At 49.3% G+C, this 19,945-nt stretch carries 17 protein-coding genes and 1 tRNA gene; 7 read left to right on the top strand and 11 right to left on the bottom strand.

What is annotated here, in order from left to right:
* Positions 1–111 precede the first annotated feature (111 nt).
* Positions 112–1,371, bottom strand: a complete 1,260-nt coding sequence (locus tag EPD17_RS11065; RefSeq protein ID WP_132054213.1) for a type IX secretion system plug protein — start codon at positions 1,369–1,371, stop codon at positions 112–114.
* Between the two features lie 116 nt (positions 1,372–1,487).
* Here EPD17_RS11065 and EPD17_RS11060 point away from each other — a divergent pair, with 116 nt between their 5' ends.
* Entirely contained in the window at positions 1,488–2,726 is a 1,239-nt protein-coding gene (locus EPD17_RS11060; protein ID WP_132054211.1) for an ABC transporter permease, read from the top strand.
* Here the strand turns inward: EPD17_RS11060 and EPD17_RS11055 are convergent, their stop codons facing one another.
* Positions 2,727–3,485 carry a TrmH family RNA methyltransferase gene (locus tag EPD17_RS11055; protein ID WP_132054209.1) on the bottom strand — a complete coding sequence of 253 codons (759 nt, stop codon included), beginning with the start codon at positions 3,483–3,485 and terminating at the stop codon, positions 2,727–2,729. It lies immediately after the preceding gene.
* An 18-nt stretch (positions 3,486–3,503) separates the two neighbouring features.
* Between EPD17_RS11055 and EPD17_RS11050 the strand changes: the two genes are divergently transcribed.
* Positions 3,504–5,813 (top strand): BamA/TamA family outer membrane protein, encoded by a 2,310-nt coding sequence (locus EPD17_RS11050; RefSeq protein WP_132054207.1) that lies wholly within the window; start codon positions 3,504–3,506, stop codon positions 5,811–5,813.
* 6 nt (positions 5,814–5,819) lie between these two features.
* On the opposite strand, the gene truB is transcribed toward EPD17_RS11050, so the two are convergent.
* Positions 5,820–6,521, bottom strand: a complete 702-nt coding sequence (gene truB, locus EPD17_RS11045) for a tRNA pseudouridine(55) synthase TruB (protein ID WP_132054205.1) — start codon at positions 6,519–6,521, stop codon at positions 5,820–5,822.
* A gap of 217 nt (positions 6,522–6,738) precedes the next feature.
* Entirely contained in the window at positions 6,739–8,217 is a 1,479-nt protein-coding gene (proS, locus tag EPD17_RS11040; protein ID WP_132054203.1) for a proline--tRNA ligase, read from the bottom strand.
* A gap of 125 nt (positions 8,218–8,342) precedes the next feature.
* On the opposite strand from proS, the gene EPD17_RS11035 reads away from it, so the two are divergent.
* Positions 8,343–9,110, top strand: coding sequence for a hypothetical protein (locus tag EPD17_RS11035; protein ID WP_132054201.1), 768 nt, complete (start codon positions 8,343–8,345; stop codon positions 9,108–9,110).
* Between the two features lie 236 nt (positions 9,111–9,346).
* On the top strand, positions 9,347–10,867 hold the full coding sequence (locus EPD17_RS11030) for a porin family protein (RefSeq protein ID WP_132054199.1): 1,521 nt from the start codon (positions 9,347–9,349) through the stop codon (positions 10,865–10,867).
* A gap of 60 nt (positions 10,868–10,927) precedes the next feature.
* Here EPD17_RS11030 and miaA read toward each other — a convergent pair whose 3' ends face one another.
* The 5 genes from miaA to EPD17_RS11005 all read right to left on the bottom strand — a co-directional run bounded on the left by miaA (position 10,928) and on the right by EPD17_RS11005 (position 16,018).
* Positions 10,928–11,839: a tRNA (adenosine(37)-N6)-dimethylallyltransferase MiaA gene (gene miaA, locus EPD17_RS11025; RefSeq protein ID WP_132054197.1), complete on the bottom strand. Its 912-nt coding sequence runs from the start codon at positions 11,837–11,839 to the stop codon at positions 10,928–10,930.
* 161 nt (positions 11,840–12,000) lie between these two features.
* The gene (locus EPD17_RS11020) at positions 12,001–12,570 is read right to left on the bottom strand and encodes an IS1096 element passenger TnpR family protein (RefSeq protein ID WP_132054195.1); all 570 of its coding nucleotides are present in this window, start codon (positions 12,568–12,570) and stop codon (positions 12,001–12,003) included.
* Positions 12,571–12,615: 45 nt separating this feature from the next.
* The gene (locus tag EPD17_RS11015; protein WP_132054193.1) at positions 12,616–14,037 is read right to left on the bottom strand and encodes a CCA tRNA nucleotidyltransferase; all 1,422 of its coding nucleotides are present in this window, start codon (positions 14,035–14,037) and stop codon (positions 12,616–12,618) included.
* A 258-nt stretch (positions 14,038–14,295) separates the two neighbouring features.
* Entirely contained in the window at positions 14,296–14,862 is a 567-nt protein-coding gene (locus EPD17_RS11010) for an L-threonylcarbamoyladenylate synthase (RefSeq protein ID WP_132054191.1), read from the bottom strand.
* Entirely contained in the window at positions 14,849–16,018 is a 1,170-nt protein-coding gene (locus EPD17_RS11005) for a glycosyltransferase family 4 protein (RefSeq protein WP_132054189.1), read from the bottom strand. The genes EPD17_RS11010 and EPD17_RS11005 overlap by 14 nt, the downstream gene beginning before the upstream one ends.
* Positions 16,019–16,148: 130 nt before the next feature.
* Here EPD17_RS11005 and EPD17_RS11000 point away from each other — a divergent pair, with 130 nt between their 5' ends.
* The 3 genes from EPD17_RS11000 (at position 16,149) to EPD17_RS10990 (ending at position 18,280) form a co-directional block, all read left to right on the top strand.
* Entirely contained in the window at positions 16,149–16,961 is an 813-nt protein-coding gene (locus tag EPD17_RS11000) for a 2,3,4,5-tetrahydropyridine-2,6-dicarboxylate N-succinyltransferase (protein WP_132054187.1), read from the top strand.
* Positions 16,962–17,208: 247 nt separating this feature from the next.
* Positions 17,209–18,114 carry a DMT family transporter gene (locus EPD17_RS10995; RefSeq protein WP_132054185.1) on the top strand — a complete coding sequence of 302 codons (906 nt, stop codon included), beginning with the start codon at positions 17,209–17,211 and terminating at the stop codon, positions 18,112–18,114.
* A gap of 84 nt (positions 18,115–18,198) precedes the next feature.
* A tRNA-Leu gene (locus EPD17_RS10990) sits at positions 18,199–18,280 on the top strand.
* Between the two features lie 126 nt (positions 18,281–18,406).
* Here EPD17_RS10990 and EPD17_RS10985 read toward each other — a convergent pair.
* Together EPD17_RS10985 and EPD17_RS10980 are read right to left on the bottom strand one after the other, a co-directional pair.
* The gene (locus EPD17_RS10985) at positions 18,407–18,709 is read right to left on the bottom strand and encodes a DUF1330 domain-containing protein (protein ID WP_132054183.1); all 303 of its coding nucleotides are present in this window, start codon (positions 18,707–18,709) and stop codon (positions 18,407–18,409) included.
* 218 nt (positions 18,710–18,927) lie between these two features.
* The gene (locus EPD17_RS10980; RefSeq protein ID WP_204743135.1) at positions 18,928–19,917 is read right to left on the bottom strand and encodes a Gfo/Idh/MocA family protein; all 990 of its coding nucleotides are present in this window, start codon (positions 19,915–19,917) and stop codon (positions 18,928–18,930) included.
* Between the last annotated feature and the right edge of the window lie 28 nt (positions 19,918–19,945).

Below are 19,945 nucleotides of genomic sequence, written 5' to 3'. Positions count from 1 at the left end.
GTTCAAAAAATCTACCCACCGCTATTTTTAATTTTTCGTTGTGCTGCGGGAGCAGCTTTACAATGATGCGTTGACATCTATATGTATAACGCCATTATAAAAACTGCAACATTATAATCCACCTCGTTGCAAGATCGAGTTTACTGTTGCGGTTCCAATCAATTCATCTGCCCTTGCACCAAATGGCCGGAAATACACTAAAATGGTGTACGTGTTTTCAGCGTTCCAGAAGTTGCCTTCTGTTTGTGCAAACTCAGGAAACGAACCGCGATTAGCCGGTTGTGTAAAATAGGCGTAGCTGTAATAACCTTGTTTTAACTGCAACAGTTTTTCATAGGCACCACGGTCTGCATTGAACTGCATCAGTGCCGATGTGTCCGCCGCCCAATTGGTCATTTCACCAAACAAGTACAAATCCAATCCCTGCAGCGGCTTGTTTTCCGGAGGGAAATAAGTGAACCGCACTGTAGCATATTCGCTTTGCCAAAATGGATTATTATTTTCCAAAACCTCAAACGTGTAAGCCCCGTTGATGTCGCGGTAATAATTATAAGGCAGGCCAGCACGGCTGGCGTCTGGTTTTACCGAAACCAATAGATTTTGGCCTTGCGTAATAATGTCCTGCACACGGTCGCTTTGCAGGCGCAGGCTGCGTAGGTCTACCCACCTGAACTCCCGCAGCGCGGGGAATGCAGTGGTCGCTTCATCGGTGTATTCGTAAAAATTACCGCGGAAAACCGTGGGCCGGTCCAGAATCCGCGAGGTCGTCCAGTTGTTGTTTTGCAGGATCACCACTTTCAAATCTGAAGGGCTCATTATCTGCAGGCGCTGGTCAGTGTTCAACGCAATCTGCAGCTTTTGTCCTGTACGAAACAGGCTGCTGTTAAAAGGTTGCTGCACTTGCGCAGCAACACTGGCTTTGGTATCGGCCACCACAAACCGGCGGGTAAAAACTGTTTTAGACGTATCGCCGTTCAAAAACACTTTCAACAGATAATTGCCGGACCGTGTTGGTGCCGAACTGCGGTCGGGCAATTGCGCCTGGTAATGCGTATAGCGTGTAGTGGTGAGGGAAGAACTGCGGTAATTGGTGATGCGTACATTTTGAAAGCCCCGCACATAATCGAATGTTGTGAGCATCGAAGGCGTCCAGTCGGCGTTGCATAACTGGAACCCATAATAGTAATTTTTAAAATCACCATCAAGGTCATCAAAATGCAGCTCAAGCACATCTGCGGAGTTGAGGCGAATGAGCGGGAATGAAGTCTGGTCGCCGGAACGAAATAATTTTACACTGTGCACTTTTTGCGCACCCAAAGCAGCGCCAAAAAGCACCGCCCACAACAACAGGATCGTACGGTATCGGTTCATATCAACAATGAAAATAAGTTTTTTATCCCGCCGGCGTTATTTTTGAGCCGGCTCGAACCAGTAGGACGAACAAAAATGGCTTTTAGTTGATGCCCGCCCGTATTTAAATTTAAGTTTTGAACTTATCCTCATTCATTGCAAAACGCATTGCCTTTAACCGGCAACAATCTTTTTCCCGGTTCATCATCCGGCTGTCTATTGCAGCCACGGTGATCAGCGTGGCCGTAATGATCATTACGCTTTCGTTTGTCAACGGCTTCCAGGAAACGGTGAGCCAGAAGGTGTTTTCTTTCTCGGGGCATGTGCGGGTGCAGGCCAGGCAGCCGATGAAAGCCAATATTGCGGAAGACATTCCCATTGAAGCGTCCGATGCGGTGGCGCAATCCATTCGCGAACTGCCACAAGTAACAGCGGTCAATCCTTTTGCTACTAAATACGCCATTTTAAAAACTATCTCCGAAATGGAAGGCGTATTGCTCAAGGGTTTTGGATCGCAGCCATCGTTTAAACACTTGGAGCAATTTCTTTTGCCCGGCGGCCGCATGCCGCAAATCAACGACAGCTCGTATAGCCGCGAAATAGTGTTATCGGAATACACAGCGAGACAACTGCAATTAAAACTAAACGACCGCATCTTTATTTATTTCGTACGCCCCGATGGCAGCATGCGCCCCGACCGGTTGCAAGTGGTGGGCATTTATAAAACCAGCATTGAAGAATACGATAAAACCTTTGCGCTGGGCGACCTGAAACTTATACAACGCCTGAATGGCTGGGAGCCGTACGAAATTGGTGGTTATGAAATATTCTTGACCGACTACAACCAGATGGATGCGGTAAGCAATGAAATTTATGCAAGCGATTTGTTTCCGCAGCTTTGGGAAACCCGCACCGTGCAGGAGATTCTGCCGTACATCTTTGACTGGCTGCATATTCAAAACACCAACCAGTTTATCCTCATCACCATCATGATCATCATTGCGCTGATCAACCTCATTACCTGCCTCATTATACTGGTATTGGAGCGGTTGCGCATGGTAGGCATTTTGAAAGCGTTGGGCGCCTCCAATTGGGCCGTGCAAAAAATATTTTTATACCATGCAGCCTACATTACGTTGACGGGTATTGTATTGGGAACCGTGCTGGCGCTAGGCCTGCTGTGGCTGCAAATGGAAACTGGCTTTGTGCGCCTCAAAGAAGAAGCGTATTACATGCAAACCGCGGTGGTGGTTATCAAATGGGAGCAGGTTGCTGCTGTAGGCATTTGCACGCTGCTTGTTTCGGTGCTGGTGTTGCTCATCCCCTCTTTCCTGATCCGCAGCATACAACCGGTGAAGGCAATTCGTTTCCGGTAATTATTTATTAAAACGCAGCTGTTGTTCTGCACCCACCAGGTGCGATAAAATGATGCCGGTGGCAACGGCTGCGTTGAGCGATTCGGCGCCGCCAATGCGTGGGATGGTGATCTTTTCCATGGCCCGCTCCAACAATTCGCGGCGTAAACCTTTGCTTTCATTTCCTATCATGATGATGCCCGGCGGCAAACAGCCTGCTTCATAAAGCGAAATACCTTCAAGCGCTGCGGCATAAACCGGTGCTTGCTGCTGCACCAGCCAGCTATCGTCCCGGTCGTACCAAATGTTTACCCTTGCCAGCGAAGCCATGGTACTTTGCACCACTTTAGGATTATACATATCCCCAGTACCGGGGCTGCACACCACATGCGGCACGTCAAACCAGTCGGCCAGCCGGATGATGGTGCCGAGATTGCCGGGGTCCTGGATGGTATCCAGATAAATACACCATTGGTCGGTGCTGGCGGGCTGCACGCCTGTAAACATTTTTAAAACAGCCAGCACTTTGTTGGGTGTTTGCAGGTGCGATATCCGCTGCAGCAGCGATTCGTCAACTATTTCCACTTGCAATGATGACAAGCTTTCTGCATGTTCCGCAGCCCAATCTTTTACCGCGTAAATGCGGTGCACCTGCCCCGGCGCTGCAGCCAACAATTCCGCCACAATCTTCGGACCTTCGGCCACGAAAAGGCCGGCTGCATCCCTGCTTTTTTTGTCGCGTAAACTTTGAATATCTTTAATCCCTTTATTATTCAGCATAGTCGGGCTTTAATCTTTATGTTGTACACCCTGGCAAAACCTTCTCAGCTTTCACTGCTCCTCGTTACCTTATGGATGCTACTGCTGGCTTCGTGCACCACGCTGCGCAATTATCCCTCCGGCCAACCCTTTGTTTACCAAACCAACGTAAAGTTGGAGGGCAAATTTAGCAAGGAAGAGCAAAAACAGCTGGAAGGTTTGCTGCAACAGCAATTGCACGATTCGATACAGGTAAGATCGGTGGCAAAATTAATTGGCTGGAAGAACGGTCCCCGGCTATTTTATAAAGAGATTGTAAACCCGCCGGTGTATGACAGTTTGAATGCCTCGAAGTCGGTTGCATTTATGGAAGCGCTGCTCAATGCGCAAGGGTATTTCCGCGACACGATCACCTACGATACAACCTTGGTGGTAAAAGAAGACCAGCTGCGGACCACCGTAAATTTCAACGTGGTGCCGGGTAAATTGGTGACCATCGATTCGGTGGTGTACAACCTTGAAGACGACACGTTGAAAAGCATCACGGATAAAAATATGGCCGCCACCTTGCTGAAAAAAGGAGTGCCGTTTTCTAAAAATTTGATCTCGCAGGAGTTTGACCGCCTGGTGAATGTATATCGCAACAATGGTTACCTGCAGTTCTCTTTTGACGACCTGATCGCGGTTTTTGACACCGTGGGCATCGACCTGCTGCGGCCCACTTTTGACCCTATTGAACAGGCAAGACAGTTGCAGGAATTGCAGCGCCGCCGCGAAAATCCATCAGCTACGGTGGAGGTGCGGCTGAGGGTAAGCGAAGATTCGAACCGGCTGGTGCGGTACAAGGTGGGCGACATCACTGTTTACCCCGACCTATCTGCCGATACGGCCAATTATATTCCCCGCACGGAAACGCTTCGGGGCTTGCAGGTAGTAAGTTACCGCGACCTGTTTAAACCCCGCATCATTGTCGAAAACATCATGGTGAAACGTGGCGACTTATATAGCCACGAGCAATACCTGCGAGCATTGCTTCGGCTCAATGGCATTGGCTCCTGGCGGCTGGTAAGTATTGACCCAGTGCCACGAAAAGGGATCGACACGGTGGATTATGTGGTTAAAATGTTTCCTGCGGCCCGATACAAAGGCACCATCAATATCGAAGGCAGCCAGAACAGGGGCAACCCATATGTAGGTGCAATCGGTTTTGGTATCAACGCCAGCCTCAACAACCGCAACTTTGCCCGGGCCGCTAACCAGGCCACGTCGACAGTGCGCTATGGCATTGAATTGGGCAACAAAGGACAAATTCAAACGCAGATCGTATCGCTTAATAATTCCATTCTTTTCCCGCGGCTTATTCCGCGCAATAACTGGATTCCGCTTGCCTGGCGTGAAAATGCCCGCACGGTGTTGAATTTCAACATCAACAATACCGACCGGTTCCGCTGGTTTAACCTAACTTCTTTCAACCTGAACTGGGGTTACTCTTTTAGCCGCGACAACAAACTGTTTACGTTTACTTTTCCCAACATCGAATACTCATTTATCACCCGCAGGGAAGAGTTGAATGCACGGATTGCAAAATATCCATCCTACCGGTACATTTTCAATGCAGGTCTTGTTTCCTCTACTATATTGGGCTACACGGTAACAGGAGGCACCAAAAAAGTTTCAAACCAAAAACGGTTGAACCTCGAAGCATCGGGACTGACTTCCGGCCTGATCCGCAACCCATTTTTAGATAGTAATCTTTATCGTTTTGTAAAACTCGACGCGGAGTTCAGGCAAGTGCACCAAATGGGTAAATCGGCATTTGCGTGGCGGGTGTTTGGTGGCGCCGGCATTGGCATGCCGCGTTTTGAAAGGGACCGGATCAACCAATACCTGCCGTTTTTCAAACAATATTTTGGCGGAGGCCCCAACAGTATGCGGGCATGGGGCCTGCGCAAATTGGGACCGGGTTCAAACAGCCGTTCTACTGCTGATACGATTGCCCCGGAACGATTTGGCGATATGCAGCTGGAGGCCAATGCTGAATACCGTTTTCCTCTGTTTAATATGGGCGGTGTGCAAATCAACAGTGCATTTTTTACCGACATCGGCAACATCTGGTTTTTGCGCAAAAACGCAGACTTTGAAGATGGCGAGTTCCGTGCCGACCGCTTTTTACAGGACATTGGCATCGGCACCGGCACCGGCCTTCGGGTAGACTTTGGATTTTTCCTGGTGCGCCTCGACTATGCATATAAAGTCAAAGACCCAGCTAAACGGGGAAAGGACCAATGGTTTAACCGATGGCGGCTCGACAATGGGATGCTGCAACTTGGCATCAACTATCCGTTCTAAAAAACATCAGGAAGGCTGCTGCGCGGCCCTTTCCGCAGGGATCGAAACTTCCAGTTCTTCGATGGTTTGTGCATCGGCTACATGAAAGTTGCCAATGCGGGTACGGCACAAAGCACTGAGGTAACCGCCTACCCCGAGATGCGCACCAAAATCATTTGCCAAACTGCGTATGTACGTGCCCGTGGTACACACCACGCGGAAATGCACTTGTGGCAAATCGATTCCTGTTAGTTCAAATTCCTTAATAGTAACGGGCCGTGGCTCCAGCTTTACCTCCTGCCCTTTTCGGGCCATTTCGTACACCCTTTTGCCTCCTTGTTTAATGGCAGAATGAATGGGTGGGGTTTGTAAAATATCGCCTGTAAATACTTTGGTGGCTTCGTAGAGTTGTTGCCCGGTTAAATGCGCAATGTCTTTGAAATCGGTGGGCTCGCTTTCCAGGTCGTAGGTAGGTGTGATGGCACCCAACGTAATGGTACCGGTATATTCTTTCTCCTGCGCCATGTACTCGTTGATCTTCTTGGTAAACTTCCCGGTGCACACAATCAGCAAGCCGGTGGCCAGCGGGTCGAGGGTTCCGGCGTGCCCTACTTTCTTCGTTTTAGAGAGGTAGCGAATCTTGCTCACCACGTTAAAAGAAGTCCAGGTCAGCGGCTTGTTTACCAATAAAACTTTACCCTGCGCAAATACATTGTCCACGGCGTTCATCCCCGCAAAGGAAGGGAAGAATTTCGAACAGACGAACAAGGAATGTCGAACAGAGAAAGTTTGGGAAGAATGTCGAACAGACGAACAAGGAGAAGATGAACGATAAATTATTGATTATGGATTATTAATTATTGAGATACCTGCGTAATTCATAACTGATCATTCATATTTTACCTTCATCATTCCTCTGTTCCTTGTTCGTCTGTTCGACATTCTATTAGTATGCTCTGGCAAAAAGCACCCGCTCTTTTGAGGGTTTGCCGGTGAGGATACAGGCTCCTTCTTCCTGCTGGTTGTTGAGCGGAATGCAGCGAATGGTGGCTTTTGTTTGCTCCTTGATGGCCGCTTCCGTTTCTTCGGTGCCGTCCCAATGGGCTGCAATAAAGCCACCTTTTTCGTCGAGCAGGCGTACAAAATCATCCCAGTTATCGGCAGGCGTAATGTGCTCTTGCTGGTAGCTTTTCGCCCGCTCAAACATGTTTTGCTGGATTGCATCGAGCAGGGCCTGTACATGCGCCACTACCCCATCGATGACGATGGTTTCTTTTTCTTTTGTATCGCGGCGGGCTACTTCAATGAGGCCGGCCTCCAGGTCGCGAACGCCCAATGCCAGGCGCACCGGCACACCTTTCAATTCATATTCGGCAAACTTCCAGCCGGGCCGGTTGTTGTCGTTATCGTCGTATTTAACCGAAATGCCCAGCGCTTTCAGCTCTTTTACAATCTGCCCTACTTTTTCGTCGATGCGGGCTTTTTGCTCATCGCCCTTGTAAATGGGCACAATCACAACCTGCAGCGGCGCAATTTTTGGCGGCAGCACCAGGCCTTCGTCATCGCTGTGCGCCATTACCAGCGCACCAATGAGGCGGGTGCTTACACCCCAACTGGTAGCCCAAACATATTCCTGCTTGTTTTCCTTGCTCAGGAATTTTACATCAAATGCCTTGGCAAAATTTTGCCCCAGGAAATGCGACGTACCGGCCTGCAATGCTTTGCCATCCTGCATCAGCGCTTCAATGCAATAAGTATCTTCTGCACCGGCAAAACGTTCGGATGCAGTTTTTACACCACGCACCACGGGCACTGCCATAAACTCCTCCACGAAAGTGGCGTACACATCCAGCATTTTGCGTGTTTCTTCCACCGCCTCTTCAGCAGTTGCATGGGCGGTATGCCCTTCCTGCCACAAAAATTCGGCGGTGCGCAAAAACAGCCGGGTACGCATTTCCCAACGCACCACGTTGGCCCACTGGTTTACGAGGATGGGCAGGTCGCGGTAGCTTTGGATCCAGTCTTTATATGTGTTCCAAATAATGGCTTCCGATGTGGGCCGCACCACCAGTTCTTCTTCCAGTTTAGCTTCGGGGTCAACCATTAACTTGCCTTTGTTCTGGGGATCGCTTTTGAGGCGGTAATGCGTTACCACGGCGCATTCTTTTGCAAAGCCTTCGGCGTTTTTTTCTTCTGCCTCAAACAGGCTTTTGGGTACAAACAAGGGGAAATAAGCATTCTGGTGGCCGGTTTCCTTGAACATGCGGTCCAGCTCGTCGCGCATATTTTCCCAAAGGGCAAAGCCATACGGCTTAATGACCATACAGCCCCGAACGGCCGAATAATCGGCAAGGCCGCCTTTTAAAACCAGGTCGTTGTACCACTGTGAATAATCCTGCGAACGGGAGGTAATTGCTTTACTCATAACTTTGTAGTTGCATCCACATCTTTAATATTAGGTTAACAGCAAAAGGCTGTAATTTAACGTAGTAAACAGGTGCTCAGGATGCGGCAGCAAAAGTAGCATCTTAACTCATTAAAACATCTGCCATGAAATCAGTATTACCCTTAATAGCATTGGCGGTTTTTGCCAGCAGTTGTTCCACAGCGTACAAAAGCGGGCAAACACCTGACGACGTGTACTTTTCGCCGGAGCCGAAGCCATATGTAAGCGCTGCCCGCAGCGACAATGATTATGTGCAGATGGACCGTGAGAATAGTCGCCAGTACCGCAATAACAACAACCGCCGCCAGCAGCAATATTCCGATCCGGAGGCTTACTATGATGACCGTTACCTGCGGATGAAGGTGCGCAACCGCCGTATGTGGTCGGGGCTGGACTACTACTATGCCGATCCGTTTGCATACCGCTATATGGATCCGTTCTTTGGTGGCATCGGCGCATATGGAGCCTACAGCTACTGGAACCCGTACATGGCCTGGGGTTATCACTACAACCCTTATTACAGCCCATACAACCACGTAATTATTTCGAACCCGAAAAGCCCGGTGTACAGCAGGCCACGTACAGCCAACCTGAATGTATTTAACCGGCCAAACGCCCCGGTGTATAGTTCGCCGCGCCAATCGAACGGTAAGTTTTATGGCAACAACGGCAACAGCAACAACCGCAGCTACAGCCAGCCACGCGATTTTGGCAACGATATCCGCAACACGTTTGGCAATAACAGGAGCAGCAGCCCTACGCCTACTTACTCCGCGCCTAGCAGGTCTACCATGAGCAGCGGCAGCAGCTCGTCGGGCAGCTCCTCAAGCGGCAGCAGCGGTGGCGGCAGCGCACCGGTTCGCAAGTTCTAAAAGGTCTTTACAAAATAGCCTGGTGAAGCGTGCATGAATCCATCATGCGGCACCGGGCTTTTTTGTACCTGATGGCGAAAGGATGATTGGCTATTGAACATCGGAACTTTCAATTATTTACGATTTTGGATTGACGATTTACGATCGGAAGCAGCCTTTCACGATTCACCGTTGACCATTGACCATACACGATTGACCCAAAGATTATTTCTATAGCAACAGAACCCTTAATACAGATGAATAAAAGATGGGCATTTTTTGCGGCCGGATATCTTATTTGCCAGGCTGCAGCGGCACAAGAACCTTCGGATGCACTCCGGTTTTCGTACACGGTGCCGGGAGGCACGGCCAGAGCTAAAGCCATTGGCGGCGCCATGGGCTCGCTGGGCGGCGACATTACGGCAACATTTGTAAACCCCGCTGGCCTGGGCTTTTACCGCACCGGCGATTTTGTATTCAGCCCGCAGCTGCGCTTTGGCAGTACAAAGGCGGCCTATTTTGGCCGCACCGAACAGGAAAAACAAAACAAATTTAACTGGGGCACCACAGGCTTTGTGTTTGGCGGCGGCTCCAACTCGGGCAATATGCGCGGCGCGGCGATGTCGCTGGCATACAACCGCACCGCCGATTTCAACAACAATGTTTTTTACCAGGGTGCCAACAACCGCAGTTCGTTTGCGCAAAAATATTTGGAGGAAGTAAACGGACGTAATGCCAACAGCGTAGCTGCCGACTATCCGTTTGGCGCGTCGCTGGCGTTGAACACCTATTACATCGATACGTTCAATACCATTTCGCAATTCAAAACCTTGGCTCCGGCCGGAAATTTATTGCAGCGGCAATCGCTCAATGAAACAGGCGGTATCGATGAGTTTGCATTGGGCGGCGCTGTAAATATGGATAACAAGGTAATGATCGGTGCCAGCATCGGCATACCGGTGTTGCGCTACCAGCGGGTTGCGCAGTTTGGTGAGGCAGATGCTACGGACAACCCAAATAACAATTTTAATGCAATGGTGCTCAACGAAGACCTGAAGACCACAGGCGTCGGCATCAATGCAAAGATCGGTGTCATCTTCAAGCCGCAGGAAGCATGGCGTGTGGGCATTGCTTTTCATTCGCCCACGCTGTATAATTTAACCGACAACTACTATGTTTCCATGCAAACCGATACCGAAGGTTTCCATGGAGAACAGCGGCAAAATTCAGAGGATGTTAGCGGCGCTGCGGCGGAATTTAAATACACCCTCACCACGCCTTACCGCGCCATTGCTTCGGTATCGTATGTGCTGCACGAGGTAGAAGATGTAAGTAAGCAACAGGGTTTTATTACCGCCGATCTGGAATATGTAAATTATAAAGCTGCATCGTACCAGCCCAATAACGAAGTGGTGGGCGATCAATCCACAAAAGAATACCTCCGATCGGTAAACCGCGCCATTGATAATGCTTACAAAGGCGCACTGAATGCACGGCTGGGCGGCGAGCTTAAATTTACCACGCTGATGGTGCGGGCCGGTGTCGCTTATTATGGCAACCCTTACCAGCAGTTCAACGGCGAAAAAGCACATCGCCTGAACCTGAGTGGCGGCCTGGGTTACCGCAACCGCGGCTTTTTTGCCGACCTCACTTATGTGCATGCCCTTAACCGCGATGTGCATTTTGCCTATCGTTTGGAAAATCCTGCAGATTATGCTGGAGCAAAATTGAATCAAAGCTTGGGCAATGTGCTATTTACGGTAGGCTTTAAGTTGTAAATAAAAATTCAGGTTTTTTTATAATAAAGCAGGCCATTCAGTGAATGGCCTGCTTTCATTTTATTGTTCGTTTAGTTGTTGATGCACATATGCTAATATCGACTCTGTTGCTGCAGGATGAAACCATTGGTACGCACCATCGCGTCGAAACCAGGTAAGTTGCCGCTTGGCATATTGGCGGGTGTTTTGTTGAATAGCCTGCACGGCCGCTTCAAGTGCTATATTGCCATCCAAGTAAGCAAACAACTCGCGGTAGCCAACCGTTTGCAGTGCATTAAGGTGGCGAAACGGAAGCAGCTTTTTTACTTCGTCCAACTGGCTCTCTTCCATCATTATTTCCACCCGCCGGTTGATGCGCTGATGGAGTGTTTCCTTATCGAGTTCCAGCGCAATTTTAATGATGTTGAACGGCCTCTTTTTTTTGACACCGGTACGGAACGTGAAAATCGATTTTCCGGTGGCTAAAAAAACTTCCAGTGCCCGCATCAATCGTTGCGGGTTGGCCACTTCGCCTTGTGCAAAAAAGAGGGGATCGTGTTTTGCCACTTCATCCTGCAGCCACGAAAGTCCTTTCAATGCGTATTGCTGCCGCACCTTTTCTCTAATTGTTTCCGGCACATCAGGAATGGGATCAAAGCCTTCGCAAAAAGCCTGCAGGTACAAACCCGTGCCGCCGGTCATGACCACTACGTTGTTTGTTTCAAAAATCTGGGCCGCTTTTTCCAATGCATACTGCTCAAACGTTGCAGCCGTCACATTTTCAGTTACCGAATGCGACGCAATAAAATGATGCGGCACCGCAGCCAGTTCTTCAGCCGACGGACGCGCCACACCGATCGACATTTCACGATAGCATTGCCGGCTATCCGCCGAAATGATCTCCGTTTGAAAATGCTGCGCCACTGCAATAGCTGCAGCTGTTTTGCCAACCGCCGTTGGCCCACCAATAATGATGACTGCTTTTCGATCCAAGGTTTTTATTTACAAAATATAATGATCAAAAATCAAAAATCTTACGTGCCGGGATTTGTAGTGGATGAAAACGGTGCGAAGTTTTTCAACACATCATCCCATAAAAAAAGATGCACAAAGAAATCTTTGTGCAATCGAATACATTTATTTTTCGCCGTACACTAAAATTCGTCGCCACGTTCTTCGCTACCCATCTCTTCGGTGCCCGAGTCGTCGCTATCTCCATCGTCGCCTTCGGTGCCAAAGCCTTCTGCATCTTTCCCGAGATCGTATTTTTCTTCTACATCCGCAAACTTTTCGCCCAGCAAGCTTTTGGTTCCATACTGGCTAGGTGGTATGCCCTCCTTGCGTACAACGGCGGGGTAGGTAAGCTTTGGATTTTCCTCCTTCGACACGTTAATCAACTCCACCAGGAACGTCCAGTTCTTGGCAAAATCGTACACGTAAATAAACTTCTGGTTCGGGTCGCGGATCTCGGAACCAATGGCGGTTTCCGACATCATCAGCGGCGCAGCTTTGTAGGCTTTTTCGTACACCTGCAGCGAAATTTCGCGACCGCGTTGCCAGTTGTCGTTGCTGCGGTGAAACGTTGCTGCATGTTTGCTGTCAAACTCAAATGCTTTTAGAATCGCTTCGTGCAGGTCCAAAAAATTCTGGGTATGCCGGATGGATACATCTCGGTACACGCTATCGTCTTCTTCAAAATAAATCCGGAACCGTAAGATTGCCATGTAGTCGGGGGGGCTTAGTGGGTTTCAAAAATAGGGTTTTCACAATTACTGTACCGGCTGTAAGCCCAACTCCTCCCCTTTTTGCAACATAAAGCGGAAAGCGGCCTCGTAATCGTTGGCAATAACGCCATCGAGGATGGCTTCGCGGATGGCAGTTTTAATAACCCCAACCGGTTTAGATGGCCCAATACCAAAGGTTTGCATGATCTGTTCACCCGACACCGGCGGCTGCCAGTTGCGTACCCGGTCACTTTCTTCCACCTCGGTGCAGCGCTTCCGCACCAGGTTAAAATTTTCGAGGTAACGCCGCACTTTATGCGGGTTTTTCGAGGTAATGTCCGATTCGCAAAGGATCATCAGGTCGTCGAAATCATTGCCTGCATCAAACAACAGCCGCCGCATGGCCGAGTCGGTAATGTCTTCTTTTGAAAGCCCGATGGGCCGCAGGTGCAGCTCCACCAGCTTTTGCACATATTTCATTGGTTCGCCCAAGGGCAGGCGCATCTTGTTGAATATTTTGGGCACCATGCGGCCGCCCACCACCTCGTGTCCATGAAAGGTCCAGCCATGGCCTTCTTCGAAGCGCTTGGTGGCTGGTTTACCGATATCATGTAAAATAGCAGCCCAGCGCAGCCACAGGCTGGTGCTGCGTTCGGCCACATTATCCAACACCTGCAGGGTGTGGTAGAAATTGTCTTTGTGCCCTTTACCGTCAATGTATTGTGCGCCGGACAGCGCCGCCATTTCGGGGAAAATGATCTGCAGCAAACCGGTTTTATACAAATGATCAAAGCCAATGGACGGCTTCGGGCTCAGCACAATTTTATTCAATTCGTCGGTGATGCGCTCCTGCGTAATGATGCGAATCCGTTCCCGGTTGCGTTTAACTGCAGCCAGCGTGTCAGGGTCGATTTGAAAACGCAGTTGCGCCGCAAACCTTACCCCGCGCATCATGCGCAGCGGGTCGTCGCTAAAAGTCTGGTCCGGATCGAGGGGTGTTTTCAGCACGCAGTTCTTCAGGTCTTCCAGCCCGTTGAACGGATCGATCAGCGTTCCATAATCGGCTTCGTTTAGCGAAACAGCCAGGGCATTAATGGTAAAATCGCGGCGGTTCTGGTCGTCTTCCAATGTGCCGGGTTCCACATCCGGATTGCGGCTTTCGGATTGGTAACTTTCCCTGCGGGCTCCCACAAACTCCAGGTCAAAGCCCTCGCTGAGGCGCATTTGCGCGGTGCCGTAATGTTTAAATAATTGCACGCTGGGCTTTGGCCGAAATTGTTTGGCGGCTTCCTGCGCTAGTTCCAGCCCGTTGCCTACACACACAAAATCGGCGTCTTTGGTGGGGCGGCTCAATATTTTATCCCGAACAAAACCACCGATCAAATAGCAGGGCACTTGCAGGGTCGCTGCGGCTTTTGCTATTTTTTTAAACACCATTTTCTCATACTCGGAGCAGGGAATATCCATCGGCGCAAAAATATAACGGAACCGGTGATTTGGGAACCGGTGATTTAAAGGATTGAGAATGATTAAAAAGAAAATTAAGTGAAAAGGCAGCGGGAAAATGGCTGCCGCAAACGTTCAAACTTAGTTCGACTGATGCGTGAACCTGCATCGAAATGCATGTGATCTAAGAATGGCGGCACACTTCTGTCTTACTTGCTTGCTTGCAAAACCAAAATATTACTGTCCTTTTAATGCTTTCAAATCATACAAATCACCGGTTCATCGAAGGCGCTGCACCGCACCATCCACCCAACGAATAATTTGCGAAGGCTGTGCGGCAGTTGTTTCTTCCTGTCGCCACTGTACCACGTAGTCAACACCGGTTTTTATTGCATCAGTGATTTGGCCAAAATGTGCCGGCGAAGGATCGCCGCTGATGTTTGCTGAAGTAGAAACCAGCGGCTTGCGAAAACGCTTGATGAGGTGCCGGCAAAATGTATCCTGCACCAGGCGTATACCTACCGAACCATCATCGGCCACCATGTTGGAAGCCAATCCCAGCGCACCATCAAAAATAATGGTAGTGGGCCGCTCCTGCGTTGCCACATAATCAAACACGGCCAGGTCGGGAGCAGCCACGTATCGCAACACGTCCCGTTCATCGGCCAGCAACACGATCAGGCTTTTGCTTTCCGCACGGTTTTTTAACGCATATACTTTTTGCACAGCTGCTTCATGAGTAGCATCGCAGCCAATGCCCCAGATGGTATCCGTGGGGTACAAGATCAAGCCGCCGTTGTGGAGCACTTCCAGGCATTGTTGTATGTCGTGTTCAAAGGCTTCCATGTGTTATTATTTGCTCGTAAACATTCATTACAGAACGAGTGCACTGTTCCAACGAAAATTGTTGCGCCTGCGATTTTCCTTTTGCAACCAGGGTTTGGCGCAGCGCAGCATCATTTTGCAGCCGCACCATTGCTGCAGCCATGTCGGAAACATTTAACGGATCGACCAAAAGCGCTGCGTTGCCCGCAGTTTCGGGCAGGCAGGATGTATTGGAAGTAATCACCGGCGCCCCGCTCCACATAGCTTCCAGCACCGGGATGCCGAATCCTTCAAAAAGCGAAGGGTATATAAAACCGGTGGCCATTTGGTAAAGCGTGGCAAGATTGCTGGTATGCTTTAAATCGGCCTCTTTGCTGGCAGGCTGCATCGTAGAGGTAAACAACACGCGATCCGCCAATCCGGCCTTTTGCAAATAATTTTTTACCTGTTGTGCATATTTTTTGCCCGTGCCAACCACTACCAGGGGTAACCGAAAATCATCTCCCGTTTCCTTCATTGCCATGCAAATGCGCAACAGGTTTTTCCGTTCAATGATTGACCCAACGTAAAGAAAAAAATCCTGAGGCAGGCCGTATGCTTTTCGCACAGCTTCTTTTTGTTCAACCGGCGCAACTGCTGCAAAAATGGGATCGCAGCTTTGGTAGCAGACCGCAATCTTTTGTGCCGGCACACGATATAATTCCACCAAATCTTTCTTGGTCTGTTCACTGATGGCAATCACGGCATTGGCGTGGCGGCAGGCATGTTGAATTTTGCGCCGGTGCACCAGCACTTCGTATTTACCGTATTGATGCGGGTAGCGTTCAAAAATCAGGTCGTGCACGGTTACGATTGATTTTATGCCAGTTTCATCCAAGCCAACAGGGATTTCGTGGCTAAGGCCATGATAGAGAGCAATGTTCCTTTTTTCTATATCTGCTACAATACCGCGGCTGCGCCAGTACGATGAAAAAGTTCGGTTAAACCAGCCCCGGGGCATCACCTCCACCAATGGCATGTTCGGCGGCATTGCAAACCTTTGTGTTGGCTTTGGATTGAACAAAAAATATTGATGCTGCGGGTACAGTGCCGCCAGCCCGTTCACCAGCGTTCGGCTATAATTGCCCAAACCGGTGGGGTTGTGGAAATACCGTTTTGCATCAAATCCTAGGTTCATATATCAGGTGTTCGATAAATGTGATCACCGCCTTTGTCCGGGTTGAATTAAGTTTGCAAATCTATGCTTCGGCCCGCATTAATTTTTTAAAACAACAGTGGCGCGGCCGCAGGCTAAAAAGCATACCAACATGAACCTACAGGAATCAATTGCCCAGGCATGGGCCAACCGCGACTTGCTGCAGCAGGCCGACACACAGGAAGCCATACGAACCGTAATTGAAGCAGTGGATAAAGGCGGGCTACGCGTGGCCGAACCCACTGGCGAGGGCTGGGTAGTAAACGAATGGGTAAAGCAGGCCATCCTGCTGTATTTTGGCATTCAGCCCATGCAAACCTGGGAGATGCAGCCTTTTGAGTTTTACGACAAAATGTTGTTGAAAAAAGGGTTTAAAGAACTGGGTGTTCGAGCCGTACCACCGGCCACTGCACGCTATGGCGCTTTTATTGCCAAGAACGTGGTGTTGATGCCATCCTATGTAAATATTGGTGCTTATGTAGATGAAGGCACCATGGTAGACACATGGGCTACCGTGGGCAGCTGTGCGCAAATTGGCAAGAACGTGCACCTGAGTGGCGGTGTAGGCATTGGCGGTGTATTGGAGCCGTTGCAAGCAGCGCCGGTGATCATCGAAGATGGTTGCTTTTTGGGTTCCCGCAGCATTGTCGTGGAAGGCGTACGTGTAGAACGTGAAGCTGTATTGGGCGCCAACGTGGTATTGACCAAAAGCACCAAGATCATTGATGTAAGCGGATCGGAGCCGGTAGAACATAAGGGTGTAGTGCCCGCCCGCAGCGTGGTGATCCCCGGATCGTATAACAAAAAATTCCCCGCAGGTGAATATGGCGTGCCTTGCGCCCTGATCATCGGGCAGCGCAAAGCCAGCACGGATTTGAAGACCAGCCTGAACGATGCACTCCGTGATTTTAATGTAGCGGTGTAGTTGCGGCTGGCAGTTGTAATTATCTCAATGAACAAATTTTAAATAGTTACAAAATGGCCGGTGAGTAAAGTGTTTTCCAATCGTTAACCGGCCATTTTTTTATTTGTATTGAATAAGAAAAACTTTACGCATTGGCAAAATGAACTGCTGAAAAATTCATCCTTTCTGCTGCACATTTTTTGACTTTTGCATTTTGTCTTTTTACTTATCGCTGCCTCATTCAACACACGTTCTATCTTAAAAAAGCATGGTCCAGAACATCAGGTCTTCCGGGTTTTTATTAGCGTTGCTGGGCTCGTTGCTTTTTTCCACCAAAGCCATATTTGTAAAACTGGCTTTTGCCGGCACATCGGTCGATGCGCTGTCATTGCTTGCAGTGCGCATGATCTGTGCGTTGCCCTTTTACCTAGCTGCTGCCTTTTGGATCAACAATAGCGAAGGCAGCCAACCGCTCACCGGCAGGCAATGGCGCATTGTATTGGTGCTGGGATTATTTGGTTACTACCTGAGCAGCCTGTTCGATTTCATGGGCCTGCAATATATTTCCGCGGGGCTCGAACGGCTCATCTTGTTTTTGTATCCTACATTCTCGCTTTTGATCAACAGCATTGTATTTAAGCAAAAAATGTTGCTGCGCCAATGGATGGCGGTTGCACTTACTTATGCCGGCATCATCCTTGCATTTTTTGGTGAACTGGAATTGGATAGCGCCAATCCAAATTTCTTCCTGGGTTCGGGGCTGGTTTTTTTGTGTGCCATCACTTACGCCATTTACATTTCAGGCAGCGGCCGCATCATTCCGCAGGTAGGCGCCAACCGGTTTACATCATATGCTATGCTGGCCGCAACGGGCGGCATTTTATTGCACTATGTGATTAGGGGCAATTACACTGCGCTGGGCCAGGGCATGAGTTTGTGGATATATGGGCCCGCACTAGCGATTATTGCTACGGTTATTCCCTCCTACCTTATTTCGGCCGGCATGAAAAAAATCGGCTCGAGCAACGTAGCCATTATTTCTTCCATTGGCCCGGTGTCAACCATTGTGCAGGCACATTATTTTTTGGGCGAACCCATTTTTTGGCAGCAAATTGCCGGCACCGGACTGGTACTGGCCGGCATTTTATTATTGAGCAAAAAGAGCGAAAAATAATTTCGCACCATTTTGTTTTATTTTCAACTGGGCCTCCTATATTTGCACTCCCAACGCCGTAAAGCACAACGCTTTAAGCAAGTTGCCCAGGTGGCGAAATTGGTAGACGCACCGTCTTCAGGTGGCGGCGCCGCGAGGTGTGCTGGTTCGAATCCAGTCCTGGGCACAGAATCGGATAACAGGTGATCTTAAGTAAGGTCACCTGTTTCTTTTTAGAACCATTTCTGCCTCCCATATTTTAATGCAACTGATAGTCAAATAGTGCTGTCTTTTCGAACCATTTTTTAAACATTTACAAGCGTACACCTTGAATTAGAATCGTGGCCTTCACCGACTGTTCTTTAAGGTGCAGAAATGTCCGCCGCTCCTTGTCGTTTTTATAATTTTCAAAGTCCTCTTGCGATGGAAAAGTGGCAATATGAATTTCGTATGGCTCCTCGATGGAAGCTTCAATGAATGCACTCCGCTCCGGCCGCAAACGGAATAAAAGTTGCCCGTTGTACTGCGCTATCTGCGGTATGGCTATTTGTTCGAATTCATCAAACACTTTTTCCTGCCCGGGAATGATGTAAACGAGTTGCGTAATATAAAGCAAAGCACACTATTTAGTCTATTACAAAAAATTGATCCTTCGAAACCTCACAGCGGGCATTATCCTTGCAACAACTTCCAGCAAACTTTTGCGGTAATCTTGACTTTTAAACATTTGCCATTGCAGGGTTCACAAAGTCTTTAATTAAATGCAGACCATTTCCGACTTCACAAATAATCGTGCAGCACAAACTCAATAGGTGATTTTTTGAACAGCGTTTTCTACTTAACGGCTTTATCTCCTGCCATTACTTCGATCATTTGCATCACTGTTACCCCGTCCTCTGCAGAACATGGATTTTCACTTGTGTCTAAAAAATAATCGACCACCTTTTGTATCATAGGCTGTTGTACATGCGGCAGTGGATTGAATAAAAATTGTTGCTCGCCTCCGCCGCTATTAAGCACCAGGGGCTGGTGTGTGAAAAATGAAAATTTGATAGAGCCCTCGGTACCGAATATTTCACATTCGTCGCGTTTTTGACCGGCGGAAAAACACCAAGACCCGGCGAATGCAACCGGGCCGGGAAACACTGCCTGGCCAATAGTTGTATCAGCGGCAGGATACAAATTTGCACCGTTAAACGAGTACCCCGACGCAACTTCATGAGCGCCAAAAAAATGGAGCATCAGGTCCAGCTGGTGCGGGGCCAGGTCGTGCAACAAGCCGCCGCCAGAAATTGCGGGATTGTAGCGCCAGGGTTCTTCGGTATGGGCAACCAAGTTGCCCTGGTGGGGTTGCAAACATTGCAGTTGCACCAGCCGCGGAACGCCGATTGCGCCTTCCGCAATCAGCGATTTAATTTTCAGGTACAGCGGCTGTGCCCTGCGGTAATGGGCCACAGAAAGTTTCAGGCCTGTTTCCTTAGCCACCTGCGCCATTCGGGCGGCAGCGGCCGCACTAACAGCCATGGGTTTTTCTACATACACCGGTTTGCCTGCACGCAGTGCTGCCACGGTATATTCCTCGTGCTGCAAGGGCGGCGTTGCAATATAAACGGCATTTACTTCCGGGTCGTTGATGAGGCGTGCGGCATCACTGTACCAGCGGTCCACGCCGTGCCGCCGGGCATAGTCCGCTGCCTTATCCGCATTGCGGCGCATCACGGCCACCAGTTTTGAATCGGGTACTTTATTGAAAGCAGGTCCGCTTTTTACTTCCGTAACATCGCCGCAACCAATAATACCCCATCGAATCATTGTTTGGCTCATATTGCTTAAAGCTAAAGATTATCCGGTT

Origin of the sequence: Pseudocnuella soli (assembly GCF_004347775.1) — a bacterium.
In the GTDB taxonomy this organism is placed as follows: domain Bacteria; phylum Bacteroidota; class Bacteroidia; order Chitinophagales; family Chitinophagaceae; genus Flavisolibacter; species Flavisolibacter aquaticus.
The sequence above is the reverse complement of the archived record's forward strand: the minus strand, read 5'-3'. Positions and strand labels throughout refer to the sequence as shown.

Coding starts and splice junctions, on each gene's coding strand:
- EPD17_RS11065 (WP_132054213.1), bottom strand. CDS start 1,371: ATGAACCGATACCGTACGATCCTGTTGTTGTGGGCGGTGCTTTTTGGC.
- EPD17_RS11055 (WP_132054209.1), bottom strand. CDS start 3,485: ATGCTGAATAATAAAGGGATTAAAGATATTCAAAGTTTACGCGACAAA.
- EPD17_RS11050 (WP_132054207.1), top strand. CDS start 3,504: ATGTTGTACACCCTGGCAAAACCTTCTCAGCTTTCACTGCTCCTCGTT.
- truB (WP_132054205.1), bottom strand. CDS start 6,521: ATGAACGCCGTGGACAATGTATTTGCGCAGGGTAAAGTTTTATTGGTA.
- proS (WP_132054203.1), bottom strand. CDS start 8,217: ATGAGTAAAGCAATTACCTCCCGTTCGCAGGATTATTCACAGTGGTAC.
- EPD17_RS11035 (WP_132054201.1), top strand. CDS start 8,343: ATGAAATCAGTATTACCCTTAATAGCATTGGCGGTTTTTGCCAGCAGT.
- EPD17_RS11030 (WP_132054199.1), top strand. CDS start 9,347: ATGAATAAAAGATGGGCATTTTTTGCGGCCGGATATCTTATTTGCCAG.
- EPD17_RS11020 (WP_132054195.1), bottom strand. CDS start 12,570: ATGGCAATCTTACGGTTCCGGATTTATTTTGAAGAAGACGATAGCGTG.
- EPD17_RS11015 (WP_132054193.1), bottom strand. CDS start 14,037: ATGGATATTCCCTGCTCCGAGTATGAGAAAATGGTGTTTAAAAAAATA.
- EPD17_RS11010 (WP_132054191.1), bottom strand. CDS start 14,862: ATGGAAGCCTTTGAACACGACATACAACAATGCCTGGAAGTGCTCCAC.
- EPD17_RS11005 (WP_132054189.1), bottom strand. CDS start 16,018: ATGAACCTAGGATTTGATGCAAAACGGTATTTCCACAACCCCACCGGT.
- EPD17_RS11000 (WP_132054187.1), top strand. CDS start 16,149: ATGAACCTACAGGAATCAATTGCCCAGGCATGGGCCAACCGCGACTTG.
- EPD17_RS10995 (WP_132054185.1), top strand. CDS start 17,209: ATGGTCCAGAACATCAGGTCTTCCGGGTTTTTATTAGCGTTGCTGGGC.
- EPD17_RS10980 (WP_204743135.1), bottom strand. CDS start 19,917: ATGAGCCAAACAATGATTCGATGGGGTATTATTGGTTGCGGCGATGTT.